This is a genomic window from Bradyrhizobium sp. FW305-F6 (assembly GCF_058782905.1).
In genome coordinates this window covers 71,442-95,968 of record NZ_JBYSYD010000006.1, presented here as the reverse complement: position 1 = coordinate 95,968, position 24,527 = coordinate 71,442, and the positions used below count along the sequence as shown (strand labels likewise).

At 65.6% G+C, this 24,527-nt stretch carries 27 protein-coding genes, 1 pseudogene and 1 riboswitch; of the genes and pseudogenes, 13 read left to right on the top strand and 15 right to left on the bottom strand.

Annotated features, from left to right (window positions below):
• Positions 1–326 precede the first annotated feature (326 nt).
• From AC3WLX_RS30820 to AC3WLX_RS30805, 4 genes and pseudogenes are all read left to right on the top strand, one after another.
• Positions 327–851 (top strand): YegJ family protein, encoded by a 525-nt coding sequence (locus AC3WLX_RS30820; protein ID WP_492338758.1) that lies wholly within the window; start codon positions 327–329, stop codon positions 849–851.
• 159 nt (positions 852–1,010) lie between these two features.
• Positions 1,011–2,531 carry a histidine--tRNA ligase gene (gene hisS, locus AC3WLX_RS30815; RefSeq protein ID WP_492338757.1) on the top strand — a complete coding sequence of 507 codons (1,521 nt, stop codon included), beginning with the start codon at positions 1,011–1,013 and terminating at the stop codon, positions 2,529–2,531.
• A gap of 111 nt (positions 2,532–2,642) precedes the next feature.
• Positions 2,643–2,849 (top strand): annotated as a pseudogene (locus AC3WLX_RS30810) (tautomerase family protein); the annotation flags it as partial.
• 113 nt (positions 2,850–2,962) lie between these two features.
• On the top strand, positions 2,963–3,367 hold the full coding sequence (locus AC3WLX_RS30805) for a thioesterase family protein (protein ID WP_492338756.1): 405 nt from the start codon (positions 2,963–2,965) through the stop codon (positions 3,365–3,367).
• A gap of 95 nt (positions 3,368–3,462) precedes the next feature.
• Here the strand turns inward: AC3WLX_RS30805 and proC are convergent, their stop codons facing one another.
• Positions 3,463–4,287 carry a pyrroline-5-carboxylate reductase gene (gene proC, locus AC3WLX_RS30800; RefSeq protein WP_492338755.1) on the bottom strand — a complete coding sequence of 275 codons (825 nt, stop codon included), beginning with the start codon at positions 4,285–4,287 and terminating at the stop codon, positions 3,463–3,465.
• Positions 4,288–4,491: 204 nt separating this feature from the next.
• Entirely contained in the window at positions 4,492–4,992 is a 501-nt protein-coding gene (locus AC3WLX_RS30795; protein ID WP_492338754.1) for a type III secretion system chaperone family protein, read from the bottom strand.
• A gap of 458 nt (positions 4,993–5,450) precedes the next feature.
• Positions 5,451–5,610, top strand: a riboswitch (FMN riboswitch).
• 78 nt (positions 5,611–5,688) lie between these two features.
• On the opposite strand from AC3WLX_RS30795, the gene AC3WLX_RS30790 reads away from it, so the two are divergent.
• Positions 5,689–6,249 carry a 6,7-dimethyl-8-ribityllumazine synthase gene (locus AC3WLX_RS30790; protein WP_492338753.1) on the top strand — a complete coding sequence of 187 codons (561 nt, stop codon included), beginning with the start codon at positions 5,689–5,691 and terminating at the stop codon, positions 6,247–6,249.
• Positions 6,250–6,389: 140 nt separating this feature from the next.
• On the opposite strand, the gene AC3WLX_RS30785 is transcribed toward AC3WLX_RS30790, so the two are convergent.
• From AC3WLX_RS30785 to lgt, 7 genes are all read right to left on the bottom strand, one after another.
• Complete coding sequence (locus AC3WLX_RS30785; protein ID WP_492338752.1) at positions 6,390–7,424, bottom strand: D-alanine--D-alanine ligase family protein; 1,035 nt, start codon at positions 7,422–7,424, stop codon at positions 6,390–6,392.
• Positions 7,421–8,449 carry a putative zinc-binding metallopeptidase gene (locus AC3WLX_RS30780; protein WP_492338751.1) on the bottom strand — a complete coding sequence of 343 codons (1,029 nt, stop codon included), beginning with the start codon at positions 8,447–8,449 and terminating at the stop codon, positions 7,421–7,423. Before AC3WLX_RS30780 ends, AC3WLX_RS30785 begins: the two co-directional genes overlap by 4 nt.
• Before the next feature lie 213 nt (positions 8,450–8,662).
• Positions 8,663–9,616 (bottom strand): ribose-phosphate pyrophosphokinase, encoded by a 954-nt coding sequence (locus AC3WLX_RS30775; protein WP_291625204.1) that lies wholly within the window; start codon positions 9,614–9,616, stop codon positions 8,663–8,665.
• A gap of 193 nt (positions 9,617–9,809) precedes the next feature.
• Positions 9,810–10,424 carry a hypothetical protein gene (locus AC3WLX_RS30770; protein WP_492338750.1) on the bottom strand — a complete coding sequence of 205 codons (615 nt, stop codon included), beginning with the start codon at positions 10,422–10,424 and terminating at the stop codon, positions 9,810–9,812.
• Positions 10,425–10,643: 219 nt separating this feature from the next.
• Positions 10,644–11,411, bottom strand: coding sequence for a peptidoglycan editing factor PgeF (gene pgeF, locus AC3WLX_RS30765; RefSeq protein WP_492338749.1), 768 nt, complete (start codon positions 11,409–11,411; stop codon positions 10,644–10,646).
• Complete coding sequence (locus AC3WLX_RS30760) at positions 11,411–12,526, bottom strand: class I SAM-dependent methyltransferase (protein ID WP_492338748.1); 1,116 nt, start codon at positions 12,524–12,526, stop codon at positions 11,411–11,413. The genes pgeF and AC3WLX_RS30760 overlap by 1 nt, the downstream gene beginning before the upstream one ends.
• A 20-nt stretch (positions 12,527–12,546) precedes the next feature.
• On the bottom strand, positions 12,547–13,392 hold the full coding sequence (gene lgt, locus AC3WLX_RS30755) for a prolipoprotein diacylglyceryl transferase (RefSeq protein WP_492338747.1): 846 nt from the start codon (positions 13,390–13,392) through the stop codon (positions 12,547–12,549).
• 196 nt (positions 13,393–13,588) lie between these two features.
• Between lgt and AC3WLX_RS30750 the strand changes: the two genes are divergently transcribed.
• The 4 genes from AC3WLX_RS30750 (at position 13,589) to ychF (ending at position 16,810) form a co-directional block, all read left to right on the top strand.
• A complete protein-coding gene (locus tag AC3WLX_RS30750; RefSeq protein WP_291625195.1) occupies positions 13,589–13,849 on the top strand; it encodes an accessory factor UbiK family protein in 261 nt (86 codons plus the stop codon).
• Positions 13,850–14,152: 303 nt separating this feature from the next.
• Positions 14,153–14,869 (top strand): 50S ribosomal protein L25/general stress protein Ctc, encoded by a 717-nt coding sequence (locus AC3WLX_RS30745; RefSeq protein WP_291627250.1) that lies wholly within the window; start codon positions 14,153–14,155, stop codon positions 14,867–14,869.
• Positions 14,870–14,929: 60 nt separating this feature from the next.
• Positions 14,930–15,541: an aminoacyl-tRNA hydrolase gene (gene pth, locus AC3WLX_RS30740; RefSeq protein ID WP_291627225.1), complete on the top strand. Its 612-nt coding sequence runs from the start codon at positions 14,930–14,932 to the stop codon at positions 15,539–15,541.
• 171 nt (positions 15,542–15,712) lie between these two features.
• Positions 15,713–16,810, top strand: coding sequence for a redox-regulated ATPase YchF (ychF, locus tag AC3WLX_RS30735; protein ID WP_291627227.1), 1,098 nt, complete (start codon positions 15,713–15,715; stop codon positions 16,808–16,810).
• Between the two features lie 114 nt (positions 16,811–16,924).
• Here ychF and AC3WLX_RS30730 read toward each other — a convergent pair whose 3' ends face one another.
• Positions 16,925–17,221 (bottom strand): DUF4282 domain-containing protein, encoded by a 297-nt coding sequence (locus tag AC3WLX_RS30730; RefSeq protein ID WP_018648333.1) that lies wholly within the window; start codon positions 17,219–17,221, stop codon positions 16,925–16,927.
• Positions 17,222–17,402: 181 nt separating this feature from the next.
• Here AC3WLX_RS30730 and AC3WLX_RS30725 point away from each other — a divergent pair, with 181 nt between their 5' ends.
• The 3 genes from AC3WLX_RS30725 (at position 17,403) to AC3WLX_RS30715 (ending at position 18,680) form a co-directional block, all read left to right on the top strand.
• Positions 17,403–17,855, top strand: a complete 453-nt coding sequence (locus AC3WLX_RS30725; protein WP_291627237.1) for a MaoC family dehydratase — start codon at positions 17,403–17,405, stop codon at positions 17,853–17,855.
• Positions 17,855–18,337: a MaoC family dehydratase gene (locus tag AC3WLX_RS30720; RefSeq protein ID WP_492338746.1), complete on the top strand. Its 483-nt coding sequence runs from the start codon at positions 17,855–17,857 to the stop codon at positions 18,335–18,337. The genes AC3WLX_RS30725 and AC3WLX_RS30720 overlap by 1 nt, the downstream gene beginning before the upstream one ends.
• 196 nt (positions 18,338–18,533) lie before the next feature.
• Positions 18,534–18,680 (top strand): hypothetical protein, encoded by a 147-nt coding sequence (locus tag AC3WLX_RS30715; RefSeq protein WP_212341797.1) that lies wholly within the window; start codon positions 18,534–18,536, stop codon positions 18,678–18,680.
• Between the two features lie 32 nt (positions 18,681–18,712).
• On the opposite strand, the gene AC3WLX_RS30710 is transcribed toward AC3WLX_RS30715, so the two are convergent.
• The 5 genes from AC3WLX_RS30710 to AC3WLX_RS30690 form a co-directional block, all read right to left on the bottom strand.
• On the bottom strand, positions 18,713–18,850 hold the full coding sequence (locus AC3WLX_RS30710; protein ID WP_492338745.1) for a hypothetical protein: 138 nt from the start codon (positions 18,848–18,850) through the stop codon (positions 18,713–18,715).
• Between the two features lie 305 nt (positions 18,851–19,155).
• Positions 19,156–19,578: a hypothetical protein gene (locus AC3WLX_RS30705; protein WP_291627245.1), complete on the bottom strand. Its 423-nt coding sequence runs from the start codon at positions 19,576–19,578 to the stop codon at positions 19,156–19,158.
• 214 nt (positions 19,579–19,792) lie between these two features.
• Positions 19,793–20,704: a hypothetical protein gene (locus AC3WLX_RS30700; RefSeq protein ID WP_492338889.1), complete on the bottom strand. Its 912-nt coding sequence runs from the start codon at positions 20,702–20,704 to the stop codon at positions 19,793–19,795.
• Positions 20,705–21,048: 344 nt separating this feature from the next.
• Entirely contained in the window at positions 21,049–21,489 is a 441-nt protein-coding gene (locus tag AC3WLX_RS30695; RefSeq protein ID WP_492338744.1) for a nuclear transport factor 2 family protein, read from the bottom strand.
• Between the two features lie 221 nt (positions 21,490–21,710).
• Positions 21,711–23,567, bottom strand: coding sequence for a YadA family autotransporter adhesin (locus AC3WLX_RS30690; RefSeq protein ID WP_492338743.1), 1,857 nt, complete (start codon positions 23,565–23,567; stop codon positions 21,711–21,713).
• Between the two features lie 425 nt (positions 23,568–23,992).
• Between AC3WLX_RS30690 and AC3WLX_RS30685 the strand changes: the two genes are divergently transcribed.
• Positions 23,993–24,523, top strand: a complete 531-nt coding sequence (locus AC3WLX_RS30685; RefSeq protein ID WP_492338742.1) for a hypothetical protein — start codon at positions 23,993–23,995, stop codon at positions 24,521–24,523.
• Positions 24,524–24,527 lie beyond the last annotated feature (4 nt).

Sequence of the window (24,527 nt, the reverse complement as noted above, 5' to 3'; positions counted from 1 at the left end):
GAGGGCAGAGCAATCGCATATATGAGTGATCTCGCCTGTGGCGATCCTTCCAGACGCCCGCCGTTGGCAGGCCCTCAGGACGAGGACCGCGTGCGTGCGCTGGTTTTGACGGGCACCGGTGCCGCTCAGCCTCACCCTGAGGGACCGCGAAGCGGTCGTCTCGAAGGGCGAGGCGCGCGCCCAGGTCTTTCAAAAAGCTACATGCGATTCCCCTGCCCTCCGGGCAGGGTGAAAAGCGCAGCGTTTGTGGACTTTTGCGCACTGAACGCGCTGCTGCCGACATGCGACAAAGCCAGGACACAACGAGCATCCTGGACATCGCGATCATGCCAACCAAGCTCTCCCAGCACTTCAAGTGGATCGTTCTCGCCGCCATCACCAGCGTCTCCGTCTTTGGCATTCTGACCATCGGCTCCGCGCCCGAGGTCGCAGCTAAAGACCGCTCGCCGATCGTCGACGTGCGCACCAGCGATCCCGAGATGAACGCGGCGATCGCGCGCGCCCGCGGCACGCTGCCGACGTTCTGGGCCTCCTACGACTCGGCGAAGCCGACGGAGACCGGGCACGCCCTGAAGGTGCGCTTCCCGACCCGCAAGGGCGGCGAGCATATCTGGATCGGCGAGGTGAAGAAGCTGCCGGATGGCACTTATTCCGGCCGCTTCGCCAACGAGCCGCGCGACATCCCGGGCAAGCGGGCCGGCGACAAGGTCAAGTTCGCCGAGGCCGACATCTCGGACTGGATGTTCATGCGCAACGGCAAGATCGTCGGCGGGGAGACCATCAAGCCGACGCTGAAATCGCTGCCGAAGGCGGATGCGGATGCCCTGAGGGCGCGGATGGAGACTCCGTGAGGCTGGCCGTCATTCCGGGGCGCCCACGGGGCGAACTATGGTGCGCCATTGCGCACCTGAGAATCTCGAGATTCCGGGTTCTCGCTTCGCGAGCCCCGGTATGACGTCGCCCTCTAACACCCCGTTGCCGCCTCGCGCCCCGGCTGGTAAACGCCGCGCATGGCCGAGAAACCCAAAAAACCCCAGAAGCTGAAGGCGCGCCTGCCGCGCGGGCTCGAGGATCGCGATCCCGCCGCGATCCGGGCGACTCGCGAGATGGTCGAGAAGATCCGCGCCGTCTACGAGCTCTACGGCTTCGAGCCGGTGGAGACGCCGGCGATGGAATACACCGACGCGCTCGGCAAGTTCCTGCCCGACCAGGACCGTCCGAACGAGGGCGTGTTCTCGTTCCAGGACGACGATGAGCAGTGGATCAGCCTGCGCTACGATCTCACCGCGCCGCTGGCGCGCTATGTCGGCGAGCGCTACGGCACCGACGCGCTGGTTCTGCCCTATCGCAGCTACCGCGTCGGCTATGTCTTCCGCAACGAAAAGCCCGGCCCGGGCCGCTTCCGCCAGTTCATGCAGTTCGACGCCGACACCGTCGGCTCGGCGACGCCCGCCGCGGACGCCGAGATCTGCATGATGGCGGCGGACACGATGGAAGCGCTTGGGATTGCGCGCGGCCAGTACGTGGTGAAGGTCAACAACCGCAAGGTGCTCGATGGCGTTCTGGAAGCCATCGGCCTCGCGGGTGAGGAAAATGCGGCGCGCAGGCTGACCGTGCTGCGTGCGATCGACAAGCTCGACAAGTTTTCCGCGGACGAAGTGCGCAAGCTGCTCGGGCCCGGACGCTGGGATGGCGGCGAAGAAGGCAAGGGCGATTTCACCAAGGGCGCCAATCTGAGCGCGCCTGAAGCCGACGTCGTTCTCGCCATCACCAAGCCGCGCGACGATTGGAAAGAGGCGATTGCCGCTGCGGAAACCTACCTGGCCAAGAGCGAGGTGGGGCAGGCCGGCGTGAGCGAGCTGGACGAGATTGCAAAACTGGTAGCGGCATCGGGCTACGGCGCCGATCGCATCAAGATCGATCCCTCCGTCGTGCGCGGCCTCGAATATTACACCGGCCCCGTCTACGAGGTCGAACTGCTGCTCGACACCAAGGACGAGAAGGGCCGCCCGGTGCGGTTCGGCTCGGTCGGCGGCGGCGGACGTTACGACGGCCTCGTCTCGCGCTTCCGCGGCGAGCCGGTGCCGGCGACCGGCTTCTCGATTGGCGTGTCGCGTCTGCAGGCCGCGCTGACGCTGCTCGGCAAGCTCGACACCAAGCCGGAATTCGGCCCCGTCGTCGTCACCGTGTTCGACCGCGACCGGGTCGCCGACTACCAGAAGATGGTGGCATCCTTGCGCACCGCCGGCATTCGCGCCGAGCTCTATCTCGGTAATCCCAAGAACATGGGCAACCAGCTCAAATATGCCGACCGCCGCAACTCGCCTTGCGTGATCATCCAGGGCTCCGATGAAAAGGCGCGGGGCGAGGTGCAGGTCAAGGACCTGATCGAGGGCGCCAAGGCGGCGGCTGCGATCGCCTCCAACCAGGAATGGCGAGAAAGCCGGCCGGCGCAGTTCTCGTGCAGCGAGGTCGATCTCGTCGCCAAGGTGCGCGAGGTACTGGCGCGCCATGACGTGACGTGGGGATAGCTATTCGCCCCAGTTGTCATGCGCGGGCTTGACCCGCGCATCCATCTTCAAAATGATGGATGGCCGGGACAAGCTCGGCCATGACGACAGCAGCAGAGCAGCAGGGAGACGACGATGCCTGAGATCACCATCAGCATGGCCGAGGGCCGCACCGACGAGCAGAAGGCCGGCATGATGCGCGACATCACCCAGGCGCTGGTCAAGAATCTCGGCGTCGACGCCGATGCCGTCGTCATCCAGATCAACGAAGCCCCGCTCCGCCACAAGATGAAGGGCGGCAAGACCTTCGTGGAGCGCGCGGCGGCGGCGAAGAAGTGACGCGTTAGCGTCATTCCGGGGCAGCCCGCCAGGGCTGAACCCGGAATCTCGCGCTACAAACTTCTGGATTCCGGGTTCGCGCTTTGCGCGCCCCGGAATGACGAGCAAGCACCATGGACGCACGCGACTTTATTAAGCCTGGCATGAGCGCGGAGCGCACGCTGGTAGTCCCGACCGAGCGTACGGTCGGGCATTTCGTGCCGGGCATGCCTTTTGTCTACGCCACGCCGATGATGATCCTGGAAATGGAGATGACCGCGGGCGATGCGATCCGCTCGGCGCTCCAGCCGGGCTGGGTCACGGTCGGCATCGAGGTCGACATCCGCCATCTTGCCGCCGCGCTGGTTGGGGCTACCGTACGCACCACGGCAAAGGTCGTCGCCGTCGAGCGCCGCGTCATCCGCTTCGAGGTCGAGGCGTTCGAGGGCACGCGCAAGCTCGGCGACGGCCGTCATGCCCGCGGTCTCGTCAATGTCGAGATGTTCAACAAGCGGCTAGCCGCAGGCTCGAAATTGTAGGGTGGGCAAAGGCGCGAAGCGCCGTGCCCACCATTCCTCCACGATGGATAAAGATCGTGGGCACGCTTTCGCTTTGCCCACCCTACTGCATTCTTCTACTTCGCCAATTCCTTCGACCGCTGCGTCGCCGCCGCGACGGCGCGGATCATGAGATCGCGCAGGCCCGTCTCGCCCATCAGCACGCCGAGCGCGGCGGCGGTGGTGCCGCCGGGCGAGGTGACGTTCTGGCGCAGCGTCGCGGACGGAAGCTGCGACTGGTGCAGCAGCTCGCCGGAGCCGGCGACCGTTTCGCGCGCGAGCTTTGTCGCCAGCGCTTCGGGCAATCCCGCTTCAACGCCGGCGCTGGCGAGCTCTTCGGCGAGCAGGAACACATAGGCAGGGCCCGAGCCGGACACGGCGGTGACCGCGTCCATGAGACCTTCATCCTCGACCCATTCGACCGAGCCGGTGGCGCGCAGCAGCGCATCGGCCACCGCGCACTGCGCGGCGCTCACCTTGTTCGCCGCAACGGCGACGGTGATGCCGCGGCCGATCGCGGCCGGCGTGTTCGGCATCGCACGCACCACGGCGCCGCCGCAGACCTGCTCAAGCGAGGCGATCGTGGTGCCCGCCATGATCGAGACCACCGAGGTCGCGTCCGAGACGAATTGCTTCAGCTTCGGGCCGGCCTCGCGGAACATCTGCGGCTTCACCGCGACAACCAGAGTCTCGACCTTGCCGGCGGTGGTCACATCGGGATTGAGCACGACACCCTTGGCCGCCAGCGCGGAGATCTCGGGCGACGGATGCGGATCCATCACCGCGACGCGGCGCGGATCGAGCCCGCCGGCCAGCCAGCCGGTCAGCATCGCACCGCCCATCTTGCCGGCGCCGGCGAGCAGGATGGTGCCGGTAATGTTTTGGAGGGGGTTGTCTGCCATCGCCACTGCCACACACTCAGGCGTCATCCCCGCGAAGGCGGGGATCCATAACCACGGGCGGTTCTAGTGGATCGAGGTGTCGGCAACAAGCCGCGTGCCACAAGCGACATCACGCGGATGGATCCCGGATCTGCGCGCGCTTTATGCGCGCTTGCCCGGGATGACGTGGGGAGGGAGGGTCGGCGCTCCGACGTCGTAGAGGCCCTAAGCCTCGCCGACCGTGTCGAACATCGCGGCGTCCATCGCCTCGGCCGTGGTCTTGCCGGCCCACACCACGAACTGGAACGCCGGGAAGTAGCGCTCGCAGGCGTGGATGGCGCCGGCGAGCATGGCTTCGCACTGCGCGGTCGAGGCGGTGAGGCCGCCCGGCAGCACCAGGGCCTGGCGGTGCATGACCATGCCGGTGTTGGTCCACAAATCGAAATGACCGACCCACAGCTGCTCGTTGACGGCAGCGACGAGCCGCTGCACCTCGCTGCGGCGCGCGAGCGGAATCTTCATGTCGAAGGCGCAGGCCAGATGCAGCGCCTCGATCTCGCCCATCCAGGTGAAGGAGAGCTGGTAGTCGGTCCATTGTCCCTTGGAGACAATCGTGAGTTCGTCCTCGCCGGAGCGTTCGAACGGCCAGTTGTTGCTGGCAGCGATATCCTCGACCACCGCGAGCGGATGGCTTCTGGAATCGATGGTGCCTTCGAGCAGGGACATGCCGTCTCGACCTCTTGCCTTCTTGTTGTCTTTGATACGCACGCGGTTGGGCCCGGCGCGCACTCCCTCAACGTCGCTGCGGCGTTCCCTCGGATCAGCCTTTGCAATCCCCTCGGAGTCGCTCTTGCGATCCCTCGGATCGGCGCGGGCCTGTCGCGGATCAAGTGATGTGATTTGCGGAATCTGCGCAACGGGGTCGCGAGTCCGTCCACAAGCCAGGACTCGTTCGTCCACAGCTCATCTCCGCCACAATTGTTAACGGGGCGTCGTGCCATTCCCGCCCCAGGGAGAACAAACCGGAATCAAATCGCGGGGTAGAGACCTTCATTGCTAATTCCGCCCTGCGAGGGCCGAACCGCCGCGGCGGCATGGCACCATGCGGTTTGCCTATGCGGAACACGCTTGCCGCGACTGCTCGCCGGCGGCATATTTCCATCAGGCTGTTCATCCCGAGCGGCCGATGTTCTCAGGGCGGGGTGAAAGTCCCCACCGGCGGTAAGGGCCGAAAGGCCTGAAGCCCGCGAGCGCCTTCCGCGAGGGGTATCCTGAACGGAAGGGTCAGCAGATTCGGTGCAACTCCGAAGCCGACGGTCAAAGTCCGGATGAAAGAGAACGGTCGCTGGCAGACGCATCGCGAGGATGCGGCTGTTTGTCGTTCCGTGTGCCCTGATTCTGGTCCTTGAACCGAGGAAAGCCATGAATCAGATGTTGCAAGATCCCCCGACCGAAACGTCCCCACCCACGCCGCCGCCGGTTCCGCAGGGGCCGGTGCCGGAGCATCCGCGCTTCGCCAAGCCGCAGCGGGTTGCCTTCGTGCAGGCCTGCTGGCACCGCGACGTGGTCTCGGAGGCCCGCATCGCCTTCGTGAAGGAGGCGGAAGCCCGCCACCTCACCCATGTCGACGTGTTCGAGGTGCCGGGCTCGTTCGAGATCCCGCTGCACGCGCAGATCCTCGCCAAGACGCGGCGCTACACCGCGATCGTAGCGGCTGGTCTCGTCGTCGATGGCGGCATCTACCGTCACGAGTTCGTCGCCGACACCGTGATCAAGGCGCTTATGGACGTGCAGCTCCGCACCGAGGTGCCGGTGTTCTCGGCCGTGCTGACCCCGCAGCAATTCCACGAGACCGAGGTGCACTACGACTTCTTCCGCAAGCACTTCGCCATCAAGGGCGTCGAGGTCGCGGCCGCCTGTGCGGAGACGCTGCACGGCCTGGAGCGCCTGCGCGGCCAGGTCGCAGCGGGGATCGTGGGGTAGGCGATGGTCATTCCGGGGCGCGCGTCGCGCGGGCCCGGAATCCATTGATCGACAGGGTTGGGCAAGAAGGATTCCGGGTTCGGCGCTGACGCGCCGCCCGGACCGAACTTCGCCCAATACCGGACTCTACCTGCCCTTCCTCAACCCAAGGATACACCCGCCTTTGCCCGGCTGATCCCGAGACTCAAAATGCGGTGCAGAAGATCCGGATATTTGAACCCGTCATGATGAGCCGCCGTGGCGAACTCCTGGCTCTTGGCGATTTCGGGATTTGGATTCGCTTCGATGAAATACGGCGTGCCGTCGGCGGTGAGGCGAAAGTCGATGCGCGCATAGCCGTCGAGCCCTAGTGCCTGATAAATGCGTTTTGCGGCGCGCTGGATGCGCGCGGTGACTTCCGGCGAGAGGTCTTTCGCCGGCCCGTCGACGATGCCGACCTTCTCCTGATAGTCGGTGTCGTGCTTGGCCTTTTCGGTGGCGATGTGGCGTGACCTGCGACCGCCCATGCTGCCGAATTTCAGTTCCCAGACCGGCAGAACGCGCAGGCGGTTGTTGCCGAGCACGCCGACGTAAAGCTCGCGTCCCTCGATGAATTGCTCGGCGATGGCGGCGGTTTCGCTCCGATCGTGGATGAAGGCGACGCGCTCTGCGAGCTTTTCGTCGGTGTCGACGATCGAGGCTTGGGAAATGCCGGCAGATCCATCCATGTTCAGGCTCTTGACGATCAGCGGCAGCGCGAGATGCTTCGGCCGCTTGACCTTGCGCCGCATCGGGAAAACGGCGAAGGCCGGCACCGCGATGCGACGGTGGTGCACCAGCGTCTTTGACAGGTCTTTGCCGCGCGCCAGGATAAGGCCGCGCGGATTGCATCCGGTATAAGGGACCTTCATCAGTTCGAGATAGCTCGCGATGTGCTGGTCGAAGGCGACGTTGTTGTGGAATTCCTCCAGCAGCGTGAAGACCACGTGTGGCTTGAATTGCTCGATTGCTTCGCGGACCGGCTTGATCTCCTCCTGCGCTCCGAGCGGGCGAACCTCGTGGCCGGCCTCGCGCAAGGTGCTCACCACGTCGTACTCCGTCTTCCACACGTTGATTTCCTGTGCGGTGTATCCCTCGGAAGAGTCGGGAGGCATGAAGTCCGGGTGCATCAGCACCAGAATGCGGAGACGTCTCATAGTGCGATCCATTTGCGCCGAGACGGGCCAAACAACGCATGCATCGTCTTGGCGGTCACGAGGACGATGAAATCGAGCACGAGCTTCTGTTCGGGGCCTACGGCCCGCAGATCGAGATCCCGGCAGCGGGAGATCATGTCATCGAGCACGGCATCGAGCGTGAGCTGGTTCTCGCCCGTCCACCGCGCGACCAATTGCCGGATTTGCGCTCGGTGCCGCCTGATCAGGGTCGCGGCTGGCATCGACCGATGATGCCGAGCGTCGGCCGAAAACAGCCGGGAGAGGTCGCGGTCGTAGGTTTTCGGTGGCGTGAACGCGTAGAATGCCTGCTTTTTCTTGTAGTGCTCTTCGAGTGTCTCGCTGAGCTGGCTCAACGGGTCGACGCGCTCTCGCGTCGTGATCTGCGGCCGCTTTCCTGCGATCTCGCCCATCAACTCGTCGACATATTCGAGTTTCTTCAGTGCCGGCCAACCGGCATATCGCGTCCGCCAGTTTGAGCGCGGCCGCAGCCACACTGCAAAGGTTTCGGCAAAATCCTCGTCCGGATGGCTCTGTGCATACCAGAGCCGAAGGTGCTGCACGTAACGCCTGCTCGCCGGATTAGGCCGGTAGTAGCGCGGGTAGTGTTTCGAGGAGGGGCCGAACAGCTGTTGCCAGCGCCGCCGCCGCTGCAACTGGTAGCCGTGCTGCAAGGCATGCCCGGCCTCGTGTCGGAGGATGGCCATGCACTCGCGCCAGGTTCCGCCCTCGACGTCGAACATCATCTTCTTCTCGATCTTCATCAAACGCGGATGGGCGAGATAGAAGGGGATGGCGATGCCGGGCACGTCGCCCGGGCTGAACCATTCACTCGATATCCATGTGTGCGGCCGCAGCCGGATGCCCCGCTCTTCGAGCTCCTCATAGAGAGTCCCGACACAGTCCTCGAGCCAGGTGCCCTCGATCGTGACCTTCAGGCTGCGGAGGCGTTGCTTCAGCAACGCGTCATCCGACAGCTTCTCCCAGGCAAATTTCCGGCGCGGCATCGGGCATCCAGAGGGCAGAAATGGTTCGGTAACTGGATGATGTCATGGGCCGCCGCCGCCAACAACCCGCAGCGACTTGCGGCGAGGACCGCGGCGTAGGCCGGACGGTTATCATGGACGTGCAAAGCGCGAGCCCGGATTTCATTGGGGCGCACGGTGAGCTGAAGCCCCCGGCTCGTCTCTCCGAGGGGACTGAATGACGGGATGAAACGATCAGTCGAACAGGCTCGACACCGATTCTTCCGCCGCCGTCCGCGCGATCGCGTCCGAGATCAGGCTGCCGATCGGCAGCGTGCGGATGTTCGGCGCCTTGGTCACCGCATCGGTCGGCAGGATCGAGTCGGTGATCACCAGCTCCTTCAGCTTGGAGCCGGAGATGCGCGCCGCCGCGCCGCCCGAGAGCACGCCGTGGGTGATGTAGGCGTAGACGTCCTTGGCGCCCTTGGCGAGCAGTGCGTCGGCCGCATTCACCAGCGTACCGCCGGAGTCCACGATATCGTCGACGAGGATACAGGTGTAGCCGGCGACGTCGCCGATCACGTTCATGACCTCGGACTCGCCGGGACGCTCGCGGCGCTTGTCGACGATGGCGAGCGGGGTGTTGATGCGCTTGGCGAGGCCGCGCGCGCGGGCCACGCCGCCGACGTCGGGCGAGATCACCATCACCTTGGACAGGTCGAACTTGTCCTTGATGTCGCGCACCATCAGCGGCGCCGCGTAGAGGTTGTCGGTGGGGATGTCGAAGAAGCCCTGGATCTGGCCGGCATGCAGGTCGAGCGTCATGACGCGGTCGACGCCAGCCTGCGTGATCAGGTTGGCAACGAGCTTGGCCGAGATCGGCGTGCGTGAACCGGACTTGCGGTCCTGCCTTGCGTAGCCGAAATAGGGCAGCACCGCGGTGATGCGGCGCGCCGAGGAGCGGCGCAGCGCGTCGGTGATGATCAGCAACTCCATCAGATGGTCGTTTGCCGGGAACGAGGTCGACTGGATGATGAAGGCATCCGAGCCGCGGACGTTCTCCTGGATCTCGACGAAGATCTCCATGTCGGCGAAGCGCCGCACCACCGCCTTGGTCAGCGGCAAATCCAGGCCCTGCGCGATGGCCTGGGCGAGGGCCGGATTGGAGTTGCCGGCGACGAGCTTGATGGAGCCGTTTTTGGCCGACATGGACGCTTCCTCCCGCGCTTTGCTGGATACGACATTCAACATCGGAGAATACCCACAGGCAGCACGGTTACGACGGGCGAGGCAATATCAGGCGGAAGGCTGCAATGGCAACCCGGGATGCTACGTTTTCCCTTTGAAATCCCGAGTCGGGCCAACGGCTTGGCCGCAAACTGAGGCCGTGGTTGAGCGGAGGTTATTGCTCAGCATAGCCGAGCACTGATGCCGGCATGTCCGGCGCCGGGGCGTCCCTCATGACGCTTGCCACGGCTGGTCCCCGCAACGCCGGAGCGGCGCCGGGCGCATCCGGCGTTCCGTTGATCATGTTGGAAAGTCCGCTGAATCCGGCCTGGGCGATCTTCCGCAGCACCAGATCGTCGGCGGCTTGCCAGGGATCGCGGCCGCCCTTGGCCGAGGTCGGTTCCTCGCCGGAGAGGCGCAGCGCCCGTTGCTGGTTGGCGTCGTAGACGTCCCAGACCCAGGCGATCACGGTCTTGCCGCGCACCACCTGGGCGGAGAGGTAACTGCGCACGCGATAGGCAGCCGCGCCCTCGCGGGAAACGACCGACAGGCTGCGCAGCTTGGATTCGCTGTCGAGTACACCGACCATGCGGTCGAACACCTGCGGCGGCGGCCCGTCGATCGATTCGAAGGCCACAGTCGCCCCGCTGCCGCCGCCCGGCGCCATCGCATAGGAATTGGCGGCACCGCCGCCCCCAGCGCAGCCGCCCAGCGCGGTCGCCGCGGCCACCAGCATGACCGCCAGCACGCGCGAACCCGCGCGGCCCAAGATGAATGACGCGTCCCTCATTATGGAGGGCAGCGATATCGTTAAAACGCATTAACGTCTAGGGCAGGCGCGACACATCCCCACCGTCATTCCGGGGCGCTCCACTTGGCGCGAGCCCGGAATCCATTTCGCCGCATCGATTGTTGCACAATGGATTCCGGGTTCTCGCTTCCGCCTTCGCTCTTCGAGCTTCGGCGGACAAGTCGCGAGCCCCGGAATGACACGGGGTTGCCCCTGTGTTCACCCCTCCAGCGCAATCGCGTGAACGTGGCGGCCGTAATCCGGCTCCTTGCGATGCACCGAGCGGCGATAGCTGAAGAAGCGTTCGTCGGAATAGGTGTCGAGCCCGAGATCGTCGATCATCAGGATGCCGGCGGCCTCCAGCCGCGTCCGGATGAAGCCGGCGAGATCGAACATCGCATGGCCCTCGCGCACCGACGGGATGAAGAACATTGCATTGTCCGCATCCGCCTCGATGAAGCGCGCCACGAACTCGTTGCCGACCTCGTAGCTGTCCTGCCGGATCAGGGGGCCGATCGCGGCGATGATGCCGCCACGCGTGGCGCCGAGGGTCTCCATCGCCGAGATCGTTGCCTCCAGCACGCCCGTCAGCGCGCCCTTCCAGCCGGCATGGGCGCCGCCGATCACGCGGGCATGGGGATCGACGAACAGCACCGGGCCGCAATCGGCGGTGGAAATGCCGAGCGCGATGCCGGGCGTCTTCGTCACCAGCGCATCGCCTTTCGGCCGCGGACCGCCCGGCCATGGCGCATCAGCCACGAGCACGTCGGGTGAATGGATCTGGTGCAGGCTGAGGAAGCGCTCCGGCGCAACGCCGACATGCTCGGCCATGCGGCGGCGATTTTCCGCGACGAGGGCCTGGTCGTCGTTGGAGCCGAGCCCGCCGTTCAACGCGGAATAGATGCCGCCGGACACGCCGCCTTCGCGGGTGAAGAAGGCATGGCGCAGGCCGGGCACGGCGGACAGCAGCGACGAAGCCAGCGTCATCAGGTCTCTCCCGCCTGTTCGAGATCGCTGAGGCCGGCAAGGGCCGTCAGCCGCGGCTCGGAGATGCCGAGCACCTTGAACATCGAGCCCATGCCGCCACGCCCGGTATCGGTCAGGCGCTTGAGCGCGACCGAGATGTCGGTGGCGACCTCGGGCGCGGCTTTCTGCATCAAGGCGGCCGCGCGAGTGTCGATGCCGATCCGCTTGAGGAAGTCGCCTTGCGTCACCGGCCCGTGCACGCGCGCGCCGACATCCTCGGCTGCGCGCGCCAGCGCCTGGAAATCGACATGGGCGGTGACGTCGGCCTGGCCTGGCGCCTTCAGGGGATCGGCGAAGGTGTGGCGCGCAATCGCCTGGAAGGTGTCGCCGGCATCGCTGCGCAGATGGCCGTAGTCGATGATCAGCGCCGCGCCGTCCTGGTCGCGCACGCGCGTGGCGAGCTTCATGATCTCGCCGTCGGGGCGCCACTCGAACACGGCGCCCACGGGGGCGGCGCGCACCAAAGGCGGCAGTAGCACCTCGAAGCGCGGCGTCGGCTCCGGCGCTGCGCCGAACTGAAGCCTGCCATTGGCATCGAGCTCGATCACGCGCTCGTGCCAGCCGTGCTCGTGGCGGATCATCTGGTGGATCGGCAGCACGTCGAAATATTCATTGGCGAGGATGATGCTGGGGCCTTCCGGCACCTCGTCGATGCTGTCGTGCCAGGCGATGTTGCGCACGTTAGCGAGCGTCGCGCTCTGCCGTTCCCGCAGGATTGGATTGACCTCGACCAGATGGATGTGAAGCGCCTGGTAGAGCGGCGGCAACACGCGGAGTGCGCGCAGCGCATCCGCCATCATGGTGCCCCGGCCGGGACCGATCTCGATCAGCCGCAGGAATTGCGGCGAGCCCATCTGCTTCCAGACCGAGGCGGTCCACAACCCCAGGAGCTCGCCGAACATCTGGCTGACCTCGGGTGCGGTGGTGAAGTCGCCTTCGCGCCCGAGCGGATCCCGCGAGACGTAATAGCCGTGGCGCGGATGCATCAGGCACAGTTCCATGTACCGCCAGACCGGCATCGGCCCGGAGGACTTGATCAGCGCCTTGATCTCGTTGAGTAGCGGCTGTTCGCTCACGGCTATCTTCTCGAAATGAATTAACGAATGGCCCGGACGGGTTTCGGCGCACCGCGCCTGACAGCCCATACGATAAGTATGAGGCCGACGATAAGCATCGGGATCGACAACAGCATGCCCATGGTTAATCCGCCCCAGAGGAAGCCGAGTTGCGCGTCCGGTTCGCGGAAATGCTCGCCGGCGATGCGGGCGAGGCCGTAGAGCAGGATGAAGGCGCCGAGGATCATGCCCCGCCGCTTCAAGGCACCGAAGCGGATCATGACCGCGAGCGCGGTGAACAGCAGGATGCCTTCCATGCCGGCCTGGTAGAGCTGGCTCGGATGCCGCGGCAGCTGCGTGGGGTCGTTGGGGAAGATCATCGCCCAGGGCAGGCTCGCATCGGTGGCGCGTCCCCACAATTCGCCGTTGATGAAATTGGCGATGCGCCCGAGCAGCAGCCCCACCGGCGCGACTGCGGTGGTGATGTCGCCGAGCGACAGGATCGAGATGCCGTTGCGATAGGCAAACACCATCACCGCGACGACGCAGCCGAGGAAGCCGCCATGGAACGACATGCCGCCCTCCCACAATCTGAAGATCGCGGCGGGATGATCGATGAAGAATGGCAGGTTGTAGAACAGCACGTAGCCCGTGCGGCCGCCGAGGATGATGCCGAGCGTCACCCAGAGGATGAAGTCGTCGATCTGCACCAGCGAAATCGGCGCCGGCCCACCCCACAGCCGCCGGTTCTTGAGCAGCGCGCGCGCATAGAGCCAGCCGAACACGATGCCGCAGATATAGGCCAGCGCATACCAGCGGATCGCGAACGGACCGATCTCGAACGCGATCGGCTGGAAGGCGGGAAAATCGATCAGCAGGAAGGGCATCGCGCCTTCTATGTCCAGACGGGATTGCGGCGATAGCGCGCCGGCAGACGCGTGTGATTCTTCTTATGCAGGGCAGTTGAATACGATTGCAAGGAAACCGGTCGATGACAAGGATACCGCCGATCGGCCCTTGAACCATTCCCTCCAGATTGCCATTGTCTCTCGACCGTTCGCGCAAAGTTTATCGGAGACCGACATGACCCAGACCAACAACCGGTTTTTCGACGAGATCGGCCGCCTGATGAACGATGCCGCCGGTGCCGCCCAGGGTGTCAAGCGCGAGTTCGACACGGTGATGCGCACCCAGGCCGAAAAATTCCTGCGCGACATGGACCTCGTCAAGCGCGAGGAGTTCGAGGCGGTCAAGGACATGGCGCGCCTGGCGCGGGAGGAGAACGAGGCGCTGAAGGCGCGGATCGCGGCGCTGGAGGCCAAGCTCGGGGGGACCCCGACGTAAGGCGCGGTCTCTCTGAACCCTCCCCTGGAGGGGGAGGGTCGGCGCGCAGCGCCGGGGTGGGGTGATCTCTCCACTTGGGCACCGCCTCGATGGAGAGACTGTCACCCCACCCCGCTCGCGCTTCGCGCGATCGACCCTCCCCCTCCAGGGGAGGGTGCCAGCCCATTCTCCTTGTCATTTCCGCATCTTCCGGGTAAAAGCCCGCCACGTCCGCGGCCCCCGCACCCCTGGAGGCTTGCTGCGGACAATGTCATGGGCCGCGCTGCGGCCCATTAACTTTTGCAAAAACAAGGACTTAACGACATGGCGACGACCGTCAAGGAATTGAAGGCGACCGCACGTCCGAAGAGCGGCAAGGGGGCCGCCCGGGCTGAGCGTCGCGCCGGCAGAGTGCCCGGAGTGATCTACGGCAACAACCAGCCCCCCGTCACGATCTCGATCGCGGATCGTGAGCTCCGCCAGCGCATCCTCGCCGGCCGGTTCCTGACCACGCTGGTCGACATCGACCTCGAGGGCAAGAAGCACCGCGTCATTCCGCGCGATTATCACCTCGACCCGGTCAAGGACTTCCCGATCCATGTCGACTTCATGCGGCTCGGCGAAGGCGCCACCATCCGCATCAGCGTGCCCCTGCACGTGGTGAAGGCCGAAACGTCTCCGGGCGTGAAGCGCGGCGGCACCGTCAACATCGTCGCTCACGCGATCGAGCTCGAATGCGGCGTCGAGAGCATTCCGCAATACATCGAGGCCGATGTCGGCTCCCTCGAGATTGGTCACTCCCTGCATCTGACCGACATCAAGCTGCCGGCCGGCGTGAAGGCGTTGACCCGCGAGGACGCGACCCTCGTCACCATCGTGCCGCCGTCCGGTTACGCCGAAGAGCAGAAGGCTGCTGCTGCGGCGGCTGCTGGTGGCGCGGCTCCGGCCGCGGGCGCTGCTCCTGCGGCAGCTCCGGCTGCGGGCGCTGCTGCTCCGGCTGCGGCTGCCAAGGCTCCCGCCGGCGGCGACAAGAAGAAGTAATCTCTCAAGGCTGGCGCGCGCGGTCCCTGACCGCGCGCCGAGCGAGGGGCGCGCCGCGTCATGCGACTCTTTGTTGGGCTCGGCAATCCCGGCGCGAAATACGCACGTAACCGGCACAATATCGGCTTCATGACGGTCGACGAGATTGCGCGACGTCACGGCTTCGCGCCGTGGCGCCGCCGCTTTCAGGGCGAGACCTCGGAAGGTGCGCTCGGCACGGAGCGCGTGATCCTGCTCAAGCCGACCACCTACATGAACGAGTCCGGCCGTAGCGTTCAGGAGGCGGCGGGCTTCTTCAAGATCGCGGCCGGCGACGTCACGGTGTTTCACGACGAGCTCGAACTGCCGCCGGGCAAGGTGCGGGTGAAGATCGGCGGCGGCATCGCCGGACACAACGGGCTGCGCTCGATCTCGGCGCATATCGGCAACGACTACCGCCGCGTGCGCCTCGGCATCGGTCATCCCGGCGTCAAGGAACTGGTGCACGGCCACGTGCTGTCGGACTTCGCCAAGGCCGACAACGATTGGGTGATGACGCTGTGCGAGGCGGTCGCCGAGCACGCAGGTCTCGTCGCCAAGGGCACGGACGCGACCTTTGCCAACAGGGTTCATCTGGCCATGCAGGCCAAGGGATTTTTGACCAAGGACGACAACGGAGAGAAATCGAACTGATCTCTCTCCGTCATGGCCGGGCACAAGCGCGAAGCGCGTCTTTGCGTCAGATACCCGGCCATCCACGCCTTTCTTTCTCCGCGGAGCGAAGGACGTGGATGCCCGGCACAAGGCCGGGCATGACGACTTCAACGAACGCACGCGCCCGCGGCGCGAAGACTGGAAGAGACCATGGGATTCAAATGCGGGATCGTCGGATTGCCCAATGTCGGCAAGTCGACCTTGTTCAACGCGCTGACCGAGACAGCCGCGGCGCAGGCTGCGAACTATCCGTTCTGCACCATCGAGCCGAATGTCGGCGAGGTCGCCGTCCCCGATCCGCGGCTGGAGAAGCTCGCCGCCATCGCCAAGTCCGGACAGATCATCCCGACGCGGTTGACCTTCGTCGACATCGCCGGCCTCGTGCGCGGCGCCTCCAAGGGCGAGGGCCTCGGCAACCAGTTTCTCGCCAACATCCGCGAGGTCGACGCCGTCGCGCATGTGGTGCGCTGCTTCGAGGATTCCGACATCACCCATGTCGAGGGCAAGATCGCTCCGCTCGCCGACATCGAGACCATCGAGACCGAGCTGATGCTCGCCGATCTCGACAGCCTCGAGAAGCGCGTCGACAACCTGACCAAGAAGGCCAAGGGCAACGACAAGGACGCCAAGGAGCAGCTCGACCTCGTGAACCGCACCCTGGTGCTGTTGCGCGAGGGCAAGCCCGCGCGCCTCGTCGAACGCAAGCCGGAGGAGGAGCGCGCCTTCGGAATGCTCGGCCTATTGTCGTCGAAGCCCGTGCTCTACGTCTGCAACGTCGAGGAAGGCTCGGCCGCGACCGGCAACGCTTTCTCCAAGGCGGTCGAGGAGCAGGCGGCCAAGGAAGGCGCGGTCGCCGTGGTCATCTCCGCCAAGATCGAATCCGAGATCGCGACCATTTCGCGGGAGGAGCGCGCCGAGTTCCTGGAGACGCTGGGGCTGGAGGAAGCCGGCCTCGACCGCCTGATCCGCGCCGGCTACACGCTGCTGGACCTCATCACCTATTTCACCGTCGGCCCGAAGGAGGCCCGCGCCTGGACCATCCATCGCGGTACCAAGGCGCCCGCGGCGGCCGGCGTGATCCACACCGATTTCGAGAAGGGCTTCATCCGCGCCGAGACCATCGCCTTCGAGGATTACGTCGCGCTCGGCGGCGAAGCCGGCGCGCGCGATGCCGGCAAGCTGCGGCTCGAAGGCAAGGACTACGTCGTCGCCGACGGCGACGTGATGCATTTCAGGTTTAATACGTAAGCTGAAAACCGATGCCGTAGGGTGGGCAAAGGCGCATCGCGCCGTGCCCACCATTTGTCGCTGTTGAGAAAGATCGTGGGCACGCTTCGCTTTGCCCACCCTACGAGACCGGCCTCACCGCATCCCGCCGCCCTGATCCCTTATCGCGCCGAGATGCTCGTTGATGCGGAACACGATCAGGATCAGCTCCGCGACGATGCGCGAGAACACGATGCCGACCACGACGCTCGCGATCGACGACAGCAGCACCAGGAAACCGCCGAACGGGCTGATCGCCATCGCAGCGAGCCCCGAGAAGATGCCGGAGAGGCCAAACAGGCAGATCAGCGCGATCACAAGCCAGTAGAAGGTCTTGATGATCGTCGGCGTGATGAAGCGGTCCCATTGAAACAGGTCGCTGAATGAAAACATTGCTCTCCCCAGGGGCAAATCGGGACTTCAAGGCGGGACGAAGCCCGGGATACTGGCCCGCGGCTGATGCGACTCAAGGCCAAAGCCGCCGCCTGATATGTAGCACGTGCCATGCGGGCCGGCGGGTTGAGATTGCCGCAAAGTGCGGCCACAATCTGTCATTCCTCAAAGCTTTCCAAAGATGACCCTGACCTTCGAAGATTTCCCGCCCGGCCGGTTCGGCACGTTCGGCCCGCGCCACGTCACCCGCGACGAGATATTGGCCTTTGCCGCCGAGTTCGATCCGCAGCCGATGCATCTCGACGAGGAGGCGGCAGCCAAGAGCATGCTGCGCGGCCTGTCCGGCTCGGGCTGGCATCTCTGCTCGCTGATGATGCGGATGATGGCCGACGGTTTCATCACCCGCGCCGCTTCGCTCGGCTCGCCCGGCGTCGACGAGGTGCGCTGGTTGTCGCCGCTGCGCCCCGGAGACGATCTCACGCTCGACGTCGACGTGCTGGAGGCGCGTGGCTCGAAGAGCCGGCCGGAGCTCGGCATCGTCAAGTTCAAATGCACCGCGCGTAACGCAGCGGGGCAGGCGCTTGCCGAGATGACCTCGCCGATCCTGATCAAGCGGCGCGAGGGAGCGGCCTGATGCGCTTCTTCGAAGACATCGCGATCGGCCAGCGCCGCGAGATCGGCAGCTACATGTTCACGGCGGAGGCCATCAAGACCTTTGCCGCCAAGTTCGATCCGCAGCGCTTTCACCTCGATGAGGAGGAAGGCAAGAACTCGCTGTTCGGCGGGCTCGCCGCCTCCGGCTGGCATGTCGGCTCCGCCTGCATGAGCCTGCTTGTCGCCGATGGCCAGCGCCTGGCGCGCGAAGCCGCAGCGCGCGGCGAGGAGGTTGCCGTGTGGGGCCCGTCGCCGGGCTTTCGCGATCTGCGCTGGATCAGGCCGGTGCTCGCCGGCGACACCGTCGCCTACGTCAACGTCGTCGTCGACAAGCGCACATCCGCCTCGCGCCCCGGCTGGGGCATCTTGACCGCGCGCACCACCGGCACCAATCAGCGCGGCGAGGAAGTCTATTCCATCACCGCCTCGGCCTTCGTTCCGATGCGCGCGAAGAGCGCCTAGAGCCGTTCCAAGATGAACGGTCAAATGACTGCGCGAGTGTTGCCCGCGCGCTATGGACGCGATTCCGGGTGCCTGCCATAAGCCTGCGCAACATGGTTGCCCCGACGCAGTTCGGCGGAACCAGTGAGTTGCTAACTAATTATGAACCTGTCGCTGCGTATTTGAAACGAACAGGCAGAGACAGGGGACGAGGACCATGGCAGACCGCGGCGCACTCAAATTCGTTGGATTCATCTTCGCCACCGCGACGCTCGCGGTGATGCTGGTCGCCGGCATGGTGGTGAAGGGCTATGCCGATGGCGGCTACACCCTGGAAGCCTCGACGGTGGAAGCGGACCGGTAAGGAATTGTTAACGTCCCGGGGGCAGGCCCGCCTCAGCGGCTATAGACGAACGCCAGCACCGCGACCGCAATCGCAAGCAGGCCGACAAAGCGCAACATGATCGTGCCCAGCTGATTCGGCGCGGGCCGCAACGGGATCGGGTCCGTGGTGTCGGGCCGAATGCTTTCCATGAGATGTCCCCCAAGCCCGGCCGCAGAGGCTGCGGGCGCTCGGCCTTTGGTCGCCGGTGAGGGGTGATGGGTTCAAAGGTGGCTGTTGGCCACTCCACATTCTCCGCTGTCATTCCCCGCGCAGGCGGGGAATGCAGTACGCCGCGGCCTCTCGATTCAATGACCGGCGCTGGTGGAACACTCGATCACCCGCCTACGCGGGTGATGACACCCGGGTCGGAGAAACGCTTGCGTGCCCCCGCACGAATCAAAACCGCCGCGCTCCCGTCCGGAAGCGCGGCGGCCAATGATGCTGTTCGCGGCGGTCAGCTGTTGCGCAGGCCGTCGGCGGCGCGCTTCCACTGCGCGACATTGTCGGCGATCATGCGGGTCGACTTCATCGCGGCCTGGCTGAGCTGGGCGTAGCCGGAGATCTCGCGCTGGACGCGCTGGCCTTCGGCGTGCAGCAGGTCGCGCAGGCTCTCGAGCTCGGAGACCAGGTTCTCGATCTCGGCAAGCGAGGTGCCGGCGACGCGCTGGATCAGCGAGTTGACGTTGTTGACGGTGGCTTCCGCGCTCGGGTCGAGCGGCGGCGCATCGGTCGTGGCGGCTGCCGGGCGGCGCAGATAGGCGATGTCGTTGCGCACGAAATCGCGGATGCCGGCCTCGACCTCGGTCACGGCGGCAAGGTTGGTGTCGACCGTCTCGGTCTCGGTGGTCTCGATCTTTTCGGGACGCATGGCGTTCATCGTTGTTCCCCTTTTCGCGTTGAGCGCAGCGCGAGTGTCCCCCGCACGACGAATTCGGTAATCCGACTAGGGCGCCGGATTTTGACCGCAACTTGGCCGAGATACGGCAAGGGCGGACGATTCGGGGGTTTTGCCGTGGCTTATGGTTAGGAGAGTATGAACGGCGCTGCGCGCACCAAATCCATCCCTCATGGTGAGGAGCGCGCCCTTCGCGTTACCAGCTCTTCTTGAAGCCGGCCGTCACGCTCTTGTTGAGCGCGCCTTGCGCGGTTTCGCCGACCGAGCCTGACACCGTGACGTTGTCGAACAGCTTCTGCTCGGCGCCGAACTTCCGCAGCCATTTGTCGTCGGTGGTCGACAATGTCTGGCCGGCGGTGACGCTGGTGCCGGTGTCGGTGAGGGTGAGCTTGGCGGTCTGGTCTGTCTCGTAATTGCGCGTGATGTGGCCGCCGATGCCGGGGACAGCCGTGGTGCCCTGCTGGTTGACGCTGTAGCCGTTCTGGAGCGTCAGCGACGTGTCGCCGGACAGCGGCACCGATTTGGTCAGCGATGCCCCGATCTTGCTGTGCTCGGCGCCGGGATCGACCCGGGCTTCCACCGCGGTCTTGTCCCAGATCGCGCCCGCGCCCGGTGCGGTCGCCGTGGCCCAGGCGCTGCCGGAGGATTGCGGCAGGCTGCCGCCATTGGTGGCCTTCTGCGCCAGCAGCTCGGACATCGTCCTGGGCTCGCTCGCCACCGTCATGTCGGCGCCGACACGGGTATCCCAGAATGAGAACACGGATTGCTTCACCGTCACCGCCGAGGAGCCGTTGGCATTGGAGTTCGAGGACCAGTCCAGGCCTTCCTTGGCGGCGGCCTGGGCGCGCTTTTTGGCGGCCATGGGGTCGATGCCGGTGCCGGCATCGACTGCGAGCTGGCTCCAGTCGAGCTTGTCGACATCGATGCCCTTGAGCACGTCGGGGTCGTTCGCGTCGGGAGCCTCGGCCGCCTCGATCTCGGCCTCGTCGTCAGGCGCGGCCGACGCGGGCGGAATGATCTGCGCCTGTAACGTCAGCACCGAGCCGAGAATGAATGCAGCCGCCAGCAATGGCAGCCTGGTCCAGCCAAACCCTGTCGAGAATTCCATCGTCCTGCCCGCGAACCCCAGCGCATGCTTGCCGACAACATACATCGGCGTGCGGCCATGCGCCATTCCGCTCACAGGATGCTGATCCATCTTTACGGAATTGTGGCGGTTCTCAATGGGCGCGAACCAACGGGCCGCGCGAAAGGCGCGCGCCCGATGACGGGTTTGTGATGCGACGGCATCCGGCGGGGCTGGAGGCCAGGACGTCGCGATCGCCTCGTCACCGGTCCCGACAAGCGGGGCCCGTTGGCGTCCCCCCTGAAGCGCGATGATCGTCATCGCGCTTCAGGTGTTGTCTGCGCGTGGTCTTCTCAGACCGCGTCGCACTTAGTCCCGATCATACGTCAGCCGACGCGGGTCATCTTCGGCAGATGAATCGCGCGGCCGAGTGCCTGCTCGACGAGGTCGAAGGTGTCGATCAGCACGCGCATGCTGACGAGCTTGCCCGCCCTGAACCGGGCGAACTGCGCGACGCGCAGGCTGATGGGCTTGTTGGAGTCGAGCGCCGTCAACGAATAGCGCAGCATCGAGGCGGCGGAGTCGACGCCGAGCATGATGCTCTCGCGGTCGAAGCGGCGAACGTGGAAATTGTCGGCGAGCTGACGGACGACGTCGAGCACGGCCGCCTTGCCCTGGCGCGCGCCGAGGAACGGAAACATGTCGATCGGGCCGTAGAGCGCCCACTCGACGTCCTCGTCGATGAGCGCTTCGATGTCCTCGAAATGCCGGTCGTTGATCGCGCGGTGCAACGCGCGCGAGAAACGCCAGAGGCTGTGCTCTGTCATTTGGGGCAGTCCTGAAGCTGGCTTGCGAAAACGAAAAACGACCCCATGCACAATCGAGGCGCCGGGGCGATCACAATTCATTTGTATACGAACAATGTAGTGCCATTCGGCCAAAACGCAATTCACGTTTTCGCAATGCAGCATTGAGCGGGCTTTGTGGGATTTGCAACGGAACCCCGTATTTCCCCGGCCCATCGACGAAAGACCGGGCCACAATGGTCCTAAAACTCCACCGCCACCCCGGCGCGGCCGACGTTCATCCCGCCGGCATTCGCGAAGCTGCCTTGCACCATCAGCGGCATGGCCGAAGAGAGGCTGAGACGGTGGGCGACGGCGACGCCGACGCCGGTCTGCCCCTGGAAGAAGCCGGTGTTGAGCGAGACCGTGGTGCGGCCGGGGCCGGACGGCGTGGCGGCGACGGCAAGAGCCGCCGTGGCCGCAATACCGCGGCGCGCCTCGAGCTGGTTGGTCGTGATCTGGCTCTGCAGCCCGCTAAGCTGGCTCTGGAAGCCGGACGTGATGCCGTTGAGCTGGCTGACATTGACGGCGTCAGTCGGCGCAATGCCGGCGGCCACGTTGACGACGCGACGTTCATTGCCTGCTGATCCCACCGACACCGTGTTCGCAGCAGCTGCGACTGAGCCCGTGCCGATGGCCACGGCATTCGTGGCCGCCGCCTGCACGACGGCGCCCGCGCCAAGGGCCGTACCGCCGACGGCTGCGACCGTGGCGCTCTGGCCGACCGCAACGGCATTGGCCGTCGTGGCCACGGCCGAATTGCCGAGAGCGGTCGACGACGACACGTTAGCCGTACCGCCGGTCGCCACCGCAAAGTCGCCGAATGCGGCGCCGCCATTGGCGGCCTGGGCGGCATTTCCGACCGCGACGGAGCCGGTGGCGACGGCGCCTGTTCCCACCGCGATCGCATTGGCGCCGCTGGCGACGGCGCCGTTGCCCTGGGCGATCGCGTTGACGGCCGTCGCCTGCGCGCCCGTGCCGAGCGCAACGGCGCCGTTCCCGCTGGCGACCGCACCGCTGCCCTGTGCGACCGCATTCGTGCCCGTTGCTTGCGAGCCGTTGCCGATCGCGACGGCGTTGCTCGCTGACGCATAGGCGGCGAAGCCGGCCCCGCTGCCGATATTGCCCCCGATCGCGACCGCATTCGCCCCTTGCGCCTGCGCATTGCCGCCGATCGCGGTGGCGTAGGTCTGGCCGGATGCTCCAGTGCCCGCCTGGGCGCCGCTTCCGAGCGCCGTGGTGCCCTCGTTTCCGAAGAGGCCGCCAGCATTGGCGAGGGCGCCGAACGCGCTGGCGATCCGGCCCGAGGCGGTGGCCGTGTCGCCGACGCCGGCCGCACTGTCGCCGAGCACGGTCGTGAAGATGCCGACCGCGATGGCGCGGGGCCCGGTGACGGTATTGGAGACGCCGATCGCGTAACTGCCGTTGGCATTGACGGTGTTCGAGGTGCCGAAGGCGCCGCTGCTGCCGCCCGTGATCGAATTGCTGCTGCCGTTCGCGATGCTGGACGTGCCGTTGATCGTATTGCCGGTGCCGAAAGAGCCGCTGTTGTTGCCGGTCACGGTGGAGTTGGACCCGACCACGGTGGAGTCTGTGCTGTTGGCGGCGGTGCTTCCGCCGATCGCCACGCTGCGCGTCCCCTGGGATCGCGCCGGCGTGGCGCCGACGCCGTCGCCGCCACCAATGGCGACGCTGTAGTTGCCGCGGGACAGCACCTCGAGGAGCGCGCTCGGATCGGATCCGGCACCGATCGCCGTCGAGTAGATCCCGACGAGGCCGGTGGTCGAATTGGCATTGGCGCCGATACTGGTGACGCCGGCCACGTTGGCAGCGGTCCCTCCGAAACTCCCGACAGTGGTCGAGTTCTCTCCGACGGCGAAGGCGCCATAGCCGAACGCCGTGGCTCCGCCGGAGATGCCGGAAGTTGCGCCGGCGGCAAGAGCTCCAAACCCGCACGCCGTATCGTGGACGTTGGTGGCGAGCGAACTCTGGCCGCTCTGAGGCTCGCCGCCATTGGCGCTCACGCCGCAAACGGCCTGAGCCGCGGCAGGATCAATCAAACCAAAGACGCTTACAAGCAGCGGTAGCGCGCACGCGAGTGCAAGCGGAGACCAGCTTCGCAAAGTCGCAACATGTCGGGAAAATTTGGCAATCAACACGAGTATTACTCCAGTACGTTTCCTCGGGAAGGCTAATCCATGTTCCCGCGTCTGAAACCGCGGCGGCGTTGCCGTGCTCCAATGGTTCGGAGAGTGTGACTTGCCAAACACAGTCACTTGCTTCCCTGGCCCAGCGACTTGCCCGCTGAGACCATCGGGCGGCGGCGACGGGTTTTGTTCGGCGAAAGCGCGCTGATATAGAGTTGCGAGAGGCTGGGGCCGACGCTTGGCGCGCAGGCGCAAGTAAATCGTGGGGCTTTGCTGCTGTGACTGGAAACGTCTTCCAAAGGCGAGCGCGAGGCGCAGGCATCGCGCTCGTCCTCCTGATGTCGATGGGGTGGGCCGTGCTGGCTCAACCCGCACAGCCTGCGGCAAAGCCGGCCAATATCGACCGCAACGGCGTCCTGATGCTGGTGAGGTCGACGCTGCTGGCGCTCGACCACGCCAACAAGTCGGGCAATTACACGGTCCTGCGCGATCTCGGCGCCCCGGGATTTCAGGCCGCAAACACCGCGGCGCGTCTGGCCGAGATCTTCGCGTCTCAGCGCAACGACAAGCTCGACCTGGCTGGCGTCGCCGTGATCGATCCCCAGCTCAGCCTGCTGCCGCAGATCGAGCCGACCGGGATGATGCGGATGGCGGGTTTCTTTCCATCGGTGCCGTCGCAGGTGAATTTCGAGCTGCTGTACGAGCCGGTGAACGGCCAGTGGCGGCTGTTCGGGCTATCGGTCAACGTCGGACAGTCGGGGCCGGTCGCGCCGTCGCCGCAGCCCGCCGCTCCCAAGGGGACTGTGTCCGCCAAGCGGCCGCCGGAAGCGAAAGATGCCAAGCCACCCGCCCGGGCGACGCCCAACTAGCGCG

What these genes read in the sequence shown, in the direction of transcription:
- AC3WLX_RS30705 (WP_291627245.1), bottom strand. Translation starts at nt 19,578, where the DNA reads ATGAACGCCATGCGTCCCGAAAAGATCGAGACCACCGAGACCGAGACG.
- AC3WLX_RS30730 (WP_018648333.1), bottom strand. Translation starts at nt 17,221, where the DNA reads ATGTTTTCATTCAGCGACCTGTTTCAATGGGACCGCTTCATCACGCCG.
- pth (WP_291627225.1), top strand. Translation starts at nt 14,930, where the DNA reads ATGCGACTCTTTGTTGGGCTCGGCAATCCCGGCGCGAAATACGCACGT.
- AC3WLX_RS30700 (WP_492338889.1), bottom strand. Translation starts at nt 20,704, where the DNA reads ATGGAATTCTCGACAGGGTTTGGCTGGACCAGGCTGCCATTGCTGGCG.
- AC3WLX_RS30795 (WP_492338754.1), bottom strand. Translation starts at nt 4,992, where the DNA reads ATGTCCCTGCTCGAAGGCACCATCGATTCCAGAAGCCATCCGCTCGCG.
- AC3WLX_RS30805 (WP_492338756.1), top strand. Translation starts at nt 2,963, where the DNA reads ATGGACGCACGCGACTTTATTAAGCCTGGCATGAGCGCGGAGCGCACG.
- AC3WLX_RS30745 (WP_291627250.1), top strand. Translation starts at nt 14,153, where the DNA reads ATGGCGACGACCGTCAAGGAATTGAAGGCGACCGCACGTCCGAAGAGC.
- AC3WLX_RS30785 (WP_492338752.1), bottom strand. Translation starts at nt 7,424, where the DNA reads ATGAGACGTCTCCGCATTCTGGTGCTGATGCACCCGGACTTCATGCCT.
- AC3WLX_RS30790 (WP_492338753.1), top strand. Translation starts at nt 5,689, where the DNA reads ATGAATCAGATGTTGCAAGATCCCCCGACCGAAACGTCCCCACCCACG.
- lgt (WP_492338747.1), bottom strand. Translation starts at nt 13,392, where the DNA reads ATGCCCTTCCTGCTGATCGATTTTCCCGCCTTCCAGCCGATCGCGTTC.
- pgeF (WP_492338749.1), bottom strand. Translation starts at nt 11,411, where the DNA reads ATGACGCTGGCTTCGTCGCTGCTGTCCGCCGTGCCCGGCCTGCGCCAT.
- AC3WLX_RS30780 (WP_492338751.1), bottom strand. Translation starts at nt 8,449, where the DNA reads ATGCCGCGCCGGAAATTTGCCTGGGAGAAGCTGTCGGATGACGCGTTG.
- AC3WLX_RS30750 (WP_291625195.1), top strand. Translation starts at nt 13,589, where the DNA reads ATGACCCAGACCAACAACCGGTTTTTCGACGAGATCGGCCGCCTGATG.
- ychF (WP_291627227.1), top strand. Translation starts at nt 15,713, where the DNA reads ATGGGATTCAAATGCGGGATCGTCGGATTGCCCAATGTCGGCAAGTCG.
- AC3WLX_RS30820 (WP_492338758.1), top strand. Translation starts at nt 327, where the DNA reads ATGCCAACCAAGCTCTCCCAGCACTTCAAGTGGATCGTTCTCGCCGCC.
- hisS (WP_492338757.1), top strand. Translation starts at nt 1,011, where the DNA reads ATGGCCGAGAAACCCAAAAAACCCCAGAAGCTGAAGGCGCGCCTGCCG.
- AC3WLX_RS30710 (WP_492338745.1), bottom strand. Translation starts at nt 18,850, where the DNA reads ATGGAAAGCATTCGGCCCGACACCACGGACCCGATCCCGTTGCGGCCC.
- AC3WLX_RS30775 (WP_291625204.1), bottom strand. Translation starts at nt 9,616, where the DNA reads ATGTCGGCCAAAAACGGCTCCATCAAGCTCGTCGCCGGCAACTCCAAT.
- AC3WLX_RS30725 (WP_291627237.1), top strand. Translation starts at nt 17,403, where the DNA reads ATGACCCTGACCTTCGAAGATTTCCCGCCCGGCCGGTTCGGCACGTTC.
- proC (WP_492338755.1), bottom strand. Translation starts at nt 4,287, where the DNA reads ATGGCAGACAACCCCCTCCAAAACATTACCGGCACCATCCTGCTCGCC.
- AC3WLX_RS30685 (WP_492338742.1), top strand. Translation starts at nt 23,993, where the DNA reads ATGTCGATGGGGTGGGCCGTGCTGGCTCAACCCGCACAGCCTGCGGCA.
- AC3WLX_RS30695 (WP_492338744.1), bottom strand. Translation starts at nt 21,489, where the DNA reads ATGACAGAGCACAGCCTCTGGCGTTTCTCGCGCGCGTTGCACCGCGCG.
- AC3WLX_RS30720 (WP_492338746.1), top strand. Translation starts at nt 17,855, where the DNA reads ATGCGCTTCTTCGAAGACATCGCGATCGGCCAGCGCCGCGAGATCGGC.
- AC3WLX_RS30715 (WP_212341797.1), top strand. Translation starts at nt 18,534, where the DNA reads ATGGCAGACCGCGGCGCACTCAAATTCGTTGGATTCATCTTCGCCACC.
- AC3WLX_RS30770 (WP_492338750.1), bottom strand. Translation starts at nt 10,424, where the DNA reads ATGAGGGACGCGTCATTCATCTTGGGCCGCGCGGGTTCGCGCGTGCTG.